Below are 5,974 nucleotides of genomic sequence, written 5' to 3' on the forward strand. Positions count from 1 at the left end.
TTCCCCATGGCCAAAGCCACTGCCCGCCACATCCTGGTTTCCAGCGAAGACAAGTGCAACGAACTCAAGGCTCAGATCGAAGCCGGCGCCGATTTTGCTGATGTAGCCAAAGCCAACTCCAGCTGCCCATCCAGCCGTCAGGGCGGTGACTTGGGTTCGTTCGGTCCAGGCCAGATGGTCAAGGAATTCGACACCGTGGTGTTCAGCGCGCCGATCAACGTCGTGCAAGGCCCGGTGAAGACCCAGTTCGGTTACCACCTGCTGGAAGTCACCAGCCGTCAGGACTGATTCGTCGTCCTGTTGCTGACAACGGCCCACCCTTTGGTGGGCCGTTGTGTTTCGGTTACATATACGGCTGGCGAGTGGCGCGCCGCTCGCGTACAACTTGCGCTTATCGATTTTGCGTTCCAAGGCTGACGATGCGACTGGTTTTTCCCACACTGATGCTCACCGCCCTCGCCCTGCTCACGGGTGCCGCCGGTGCGACCGCTGCCCCGCAACACGCACTGACCGTTTACGGCGAACCGGCCAAATACCCCGCCGGCTTCGGCCATTTCCACTACACCAATCCGCAGGCGCCGAAGGGTGGGACGATGCGGCGCTCGGCAATCGAAATCGGCCACTTCGATCATCTGCTGCCCTATATAGACAAAGGCATCGGCGTCACGCAGATCGACGGCCTGCTGTATTCGCCGCTGGCCCAGCGCTCGCTGGATGAGCCCTACACGGTGTACGGTCTGGTGGCGGAGAAAATGGAACGCTCTGAAGACGGTCTGTCGCTGCGCTTTTTCATCAATCCGAAGGCGCGTTTTGCCGATGGCAAACCGATCACCGCCGAGGACGTTCGCTACACCTACAACCTGCTGATGACCCAGGGCAGCCTGCGTTATCGCACCCAGTTTGCCGACGTCAAAGGCGTCGAAATCGAGGCACCGCTGACCGTGCGTTTCGACTTCAAAAGTAACGAAAACCGCACCCTGCCCCTGGATATCGCGACCCTGCCGGTGTTCCCCGAACACTGGTGGAAGAGTCGCGATTTCGCCGGCGGCGGTGGTTATGAGCCGCCGCTGGGCAGCGGGCCGTACCGGGTTGGCAAGGTCGACTCCGGGCGCAGCATCACTTTCGAACGCAATGGCGACTGGTGGGGCAAGGACCTGCCGGTCAGTCGCGGCCTGTACAACTTCGACCATTTCAGTATCGAGTACTTCGGCGACACCGACGTCGCCCGTCAGGTGCTGCGTGGCGGTGCCTATGACTACAACCGCGAGTTTTCCGCGACCGGCTATTCGATCGGCTACGACAGTCCCGCCCTCAGCGATGGCCGTTTGCAGAAGGCCCACCTCGCCACTGAAGCGCCGCAATCGGCCCAGGGTTTCGTGTTCAATCTGCAAAAGCCGATGTTCCAGGACCGCCGGGTACGCCAGGCACTGGCGATGCTCTGGGACTTCGAATGGAGCAACCGGCAGATGATGCGCAACGTTTATATCCGCCAGCAAAGTTACTTTTCCAACACCGATCTCGCCGCCCGGCAGTTGCCCGATGCGAAAGAGTTGGAAATTCTTGAACCGCTGCGCGATCAGATTCCCGAAGAAGTGTTCACTAAAGTCTTCGAGGCGCCGAAGACCGACGGCAGCGGCATCATCCGTGACAAGCAGTTGCAAGCCCTGCAACTGCTTGAGCAGGCCGGCTGGAAACCGGATGGCGATCAACTGGTCAACGACGCCGGCGAGCCGCTGAGCTTCACTTTTCTGGTCAGCCAGAACGGCATGGACCGCCTGCTGTTGCCCTACAAGCGCACGCTGAAGCAGATCGGCATCGAGCTGAATATCCGTCGCATCGACGCCTCGCAATACGTCAATCGCCTGATGAGTCGCGACTACGACATGATCGTCACCGGCTACCCCGTTACCACTTCTCCGGGCGGTGAGTTGCTCAATTATTTCGGCTCGGCAGCGGCCAACGACCCGGGCGCGAACAACTACATGGTGCTGAAAAATCCGGCAGTCGACACTTTGATCAACGGCCTGATCCGCGCCTCGACCCAATCGGACATGTTGCACTACGCCCATGCGCTGGACCGGGTGCTGCAATGGAACTACTACTGGATTCCCAACTATTACCCGCCAGGCACCTCGACCGTATGGTGGAACCGCTTCGGCATTCCCACGGTGCAGGCGAGCAATGACGAAGCCATCGAGAGCTGGTGGGAAATCAGCCGAACGCCGCTGACCAATCAGCAAATGACCGCCGAGAAAATCAGTCGCGGCAGACCCGGAGGGCCGCACTGATGTGGGGTTACATACTGCGGCGCCTGCTGCTGATCATTCCGACGCTGGTGATCATCCTGCTGGTCAATTTCGTCATCATCCAAGCCGCGCCCGGCGGACCAGTGGAACAAGCCATCGCCCATCTGCAAGGCATTGGCGGCGCCAGTGTCGGCGGCGGAGCCGGCGAGACCTCGAGCAACGCTTCGCGCGCCAGCCGTGGCCTCGATCCGCAACTGATCAAGGACATCGAAAAGCAGTACGGCTTCGACAAACCGGCCCACGAACGCCTGTGGCTGATGCTGAAGAACTACGCGCAACTGGACTTCGGCAAGAGCTTCTTTCGTGGCGCGACGGTCACCGACCTGATTCTGGAAAAGATGCCGGTGACCATTTCGCTCGGACTGTGGGCGACACTGATCACCTATCTGGTATCGATCCCGCTGGGCATCCGCAAGGCTGTGCACCACGGCAGCCATTTCGACATCTGGAGCAGCACGGCGATCATCATCGGTTACGCCATGCCGGCGTTCCTGTTCGCGATGTTCCTGATCGTGGTATTCGCCGGCGGTACTTCGTTGAACTGGTTTCCGGTGCGCGGGCTGGTTTCGGACAACTTCGAATCGCTATCGACGCTGGGAAAGATCGCCGATTACTTCTGGCATCTGGTGCTGCCGGTCACCGCGCTGGTGATCGGTGGTTTCGCGACGCTGACAATCCTGACGAAAAACTCGTTCCTCAATGAAATCACCCGACAGTACGTAGTAACGGCCCGCGCCAAAGGCTTGAGCGAACGCCGCGTGCTGTACGGACACGTGTTTCGCAACGCCATGCTGTTGGTGGTCTCGGGGATACCTCAGGCGTTCATCAGTGTGTTCTTCGCCGGCTCGCTGCTGATCGAAGTGATCTTCTCCCTCGATGGCCTTGGGCGCATGAGTTACGAAGCAGCGGTATCGCGGGACTATCCAGTGGTGTTCGGTTCACTGTTCATCTTCACCCTGTTCGGCCTGCTGATAAAACTGATCGGCGACCTCTGCTATACCCTGGTCGACCCGCGTATCGACTTTGCCGCGAGGAATGCCTGATGTTCAAGCTCTCGCCTTTGGGTCGTCGCCGTTTCGAACGTTTCAAGAAAAACCGTCGTGGCTGGTGGTCGCTGTGGCTGTTCATCGGCCTGTTCATCCTGACGCTAGGTGGCGAGTTGATCGCCAACGACAAACCATTGATGGTCAGTTATCAGGGCCAGTGGTACTTCCCGGTGTTCAAGCGCCACACCGAACAGGAGTTCGGCGGGCAACTGCCGTTCCAGGCTGATTACCGCAGCGAGTACGTGCAGAATCTGATTCGCAAGGACGGCGGCTGGTTGCTGTTCCCGCCGATTCCGTTCAGCGACGACACGCCCAACTATGACCTGAACAAACCGGCGCCGAGCCCACCAACATCGGTCAACTGGCTGGGCACCGACGATCAGGCGCGCGATGTGCTGGCGCGGGTCATCTTTGGTGCTCGGGTGTCGATTCTGTTTGCCCTGATGCTGACCTTTGTCAGCGCGCTGATCGGTATCGCCGCCGGCGCGTTGCAGGGCTATTACGGCGGCTGGGTCGACTTGCTCGGACAGCGCGTGCTGGAAGTCTGGTCGGGGCTGCCGGTGTTGTATCTGCTGATCATCCTTTCCGGGTTCGTCGAGCCGAATTTCTGGTGGCTGCTGGGGATCATGGCGCTGTTTTCCTGGTTGGCGCTGGTGGACGTGGTGCGCGCCGAGTTCCTGCGCGGGCGCAATCTGGAATACGTCAAGGCAGCGCGTGCCCTGGGCCTGACTGACCGCAAGGTGATCTTCCAGCACATCCTGCCCAACGCAATGAACGCGACGCTCAGTTATCTGCCGTTCATTCTGACCGGGGCGATTTCAACGCTGACCGCGCTGGATTTTCTCGGCTTCGGCATGCCGGCCGGCAGTGCCTCGCTGGGCGAACTGATCGGTCAGGGCAAGCAGAACCTGCAAGCGCCATGGCTCGGATTGACCGCGTTCTTTACCCTGGCGCTGATCCTCTCCTTGCTGGTATTCATCGGCGAAGCGTTACGTGACGCTTTTGACCCTCGATCCTGAAGCGTGACCATGACAGAAAACCTGATTGAAATCCGCAACCTCAATGTCGCCTTCCATGGCCAGACCGTGGTGCGCGACCTGTGCCTGGATATCCGCCCCGGTGAGTGCCTGGCACTGGTCGGCGAATCGGGCTCGGGGAAATCGGTGACCGCGCATTCGATCCTGCAACTGCTGCCCGAGAGTGAGGCGCAAACCCGTGGCAGCATCCGCTATCGCGGGCAGGAACTGCTCGGTGCTGATCCGAAGGTCTTGCGCGAGCTGCGCGGCAATCGCATCGCCATGATCTTTCAGGAGCCAATGACCTCGCTCAATCCATTGCACACCATTGAAAAGCAGATCGGCGAAACCCTGTTGCTGCACCGCGGCCTCGGCGGCAAGCAAGCGCAGCAGCGCATTCTCGAATTGCTCGGACTGGTCGGCATTCAAAAGCCCAAGGAACGGTTGAAAGCCTATCCGCATCAGCTCTCTGGCGGGCAACGGCAACGGGTGATGATCGCCATGGCCCTGGCCTGCGAACCGGAGTTGTTGATTGCCGACGAGCCGACCACGGCGCTGGATGTCACCGTGCAGCGCAAGATTCTCTTGCTGCTCAAGTCCCTGCAACAGCGGCTCGGCATGTCGCTGCTGCTGATCAGTCACGATCTCAACCTGGTTCGCAGCATCGCGCAGCGGGTGTGCGTGATGAAGGCTGGCGAGATCGTCGAGCAGGCGCCCTGTGAAACCCTGTTTACCGAACCCAAACACCCTTACAGCTGCGTGCTGTTGAACGCAGAGCCGGAAGGTGAAGCCCTGCCCCGTGACGAACGCGAAAATGTGCTGGAAGTCGCTGACCTGCGCGTCGATTTCCAGGTCGGCGGCGGGCTGTTCAGGCGCAAGCAGTATCTGCGCGCTGTCGATGGCATCAGTCTGAATATTCAGCGCGGCAAGACCTTGGGCATAGTTGGCGAATCCGGTTCAGGCAAGTCGACGCTGGGCCAGGCGATCCTGCGTTTGCTGGATTCCGAGGGCAGCATTCGCTTTCAGGGCGACGCGCTGGATGGCCTCAATCAAAAGCAATTGCGGCCGTGGCGGCGGCAGATGCAGGTGGTGTTTCAGGACCCGTTCGGCAGCCTCAGCCCGCGCATGTCGGTGGCACAGATCATCAGCGAAGGTCTCGAAGTGCATTGCGAGTCGACGGCCAATGAGTGCGATGAGCAAGTGATTCGCGTGCTCAGGGAAGTGGGCCTCGACCCGGAAAGCCGCCATCGCTACCCGCATGAATTTTCCGGCGGCCAACGCCAGCGCATCGCCATCGCCCGGGCTCTGGTGCTCAAACCCGCGCTGATCCTGCTCGACGAACCGACCTCGGCCCTCGATCGCACCGTACAGAAACAAGTGGTCGCCCTGCTCCGTGATTTGCAGGAAAAATACGGTTTGACCTACCTGTTTATCAGCCATGATCTGGCGGTGGTGCGCGCGTTGGCCCACGACATGATCGTGATCAAGGACGGTCAGGTGGTCGAGCGTGGTGCCAGTCACGACGTGTTTGACAACCCGCAGCATCCCTACACCAAAGAGCTGTTGGCGGCGGCGCATCCAGGGTAGGTTTTTTCTGCTTATTCTC

The 5,974-nt window shown here is 60.0% G+C and carries 5 protein-coding genes; all 5 read left to right on the forward strand.

The features are described from left to right. Nucleotides 1–6 precede the first annotated feature (6 nt). Nucleotides 7–288 carry a peptidylprolyl isomerase gene (locus F8N49_RS24690; protein ID WP_073474718.1) on the forward strand — a complete coding sequence of 94 codons (282 nt, stop codon included), beginning with the start codon at nt 7–9 and terminating at the stop codon, nt 286–288. A 131-nt stretch (nt 289–419) separates the two neighbouring features. After that, on the forward strand, nt 420–2,288 hold the full coding sequence (locus F8N49_RS24695) for an extracellular solute-binding protein (RefSeq protein ID WP_151552983.1): 1,869 nt from the start codon (nt 420–422) through the stop codon (nt 2,286–2,288). Beyond that, nucleotides 2,288–3,349, forward strand: a complete 1,062-nt coding sequence (locus tag F8N49_RS24700; RefSeq protein WP_071172270.1) for a microcin C ABC transporter permease YejB — start codon at nt 2,288–2,290, stop codon at nt 3,347–3,349. The genes F8N49_RS24695 and F8N49_RS24700 overlap by 1 nt, the downstream gene beginning before the upstream one ends. Continuing rightward, the gene (locus tag F8N49_RS24705) at nt 3,349–4,371 is read left to right on the forward strand and encodes an ABC transporter permease (protein ID WP_151552985.1); all 1,023 of its coding nucleotides are present in this window, start codon (nt 3,349–3,351) and stop codon (nt 4,369–4,371) included. The genes F8N49_RS24700 and F8N49_RS24705 overlap by 1 nt, the downstream gene beginning before the upstream one ends. Before the next feature lie 9 nt (nt 4,372–4,380). Then, a complete protein-coding gene (locus tag F8N49_RS24710; RefSeq protein ID WP_151552987.1) occupies nt 4,381–5,955 on the forward strand; it encodes an ABC transporter ATP-binding protein in 1,575 nt (524 codons plus the stop codon). The last annotated feature ends 19 nt before the right edge of the window (nt 5,956–5,974 follow it).

This window comes from Pseudomonas sp. GXM4, assembly GCF_008923895.1.
Classification (GTDB): domain Bacteria; phylum Pseudomonadota; class Gammaproteobacteria; order Pseudomonadales; family Pseudomonadaceae; genus Aquipseudomonas; species Aquipseudomonas atacamensis.

Coding starts and splice junctions, on each gene's coding strand:
- F8N49_RS24710 (WP_151552987.1), top strand. CDS start 4,381: ATGACAGAAAACCTGATTGAAATCCGCAACCTCAATGTCGCCTTCCAT.
- F8N49_RS24700 (WP_071172270.1), top strand. CDS start 2,288: ATGTGGGGTTACATACTGCGGCGCCTGCTGCTGATCATTCCGACGCTG.
- F8N49_RS24695 (WP_151552983.1), top strand. CDS start 420: ATGCGACTGGTTTTTCCCACACTGATGCTCACCGCCCTCGCCCTGCTC.
- F8N49_RS24705 (WP_151552985.1), top strand. CDS start 3,349: ATGTTCAAGCTCTCGCCTTTGGGTCGTCGCCGTTTCGAACGTTTCAAG.
- F8N49_RS24690 (WP_073474718.1), top strand. CDS start 7: ATGGCCAAAGCCACTGCCCGCCACATCCTGGTTTCCAGCGAAGACAAG.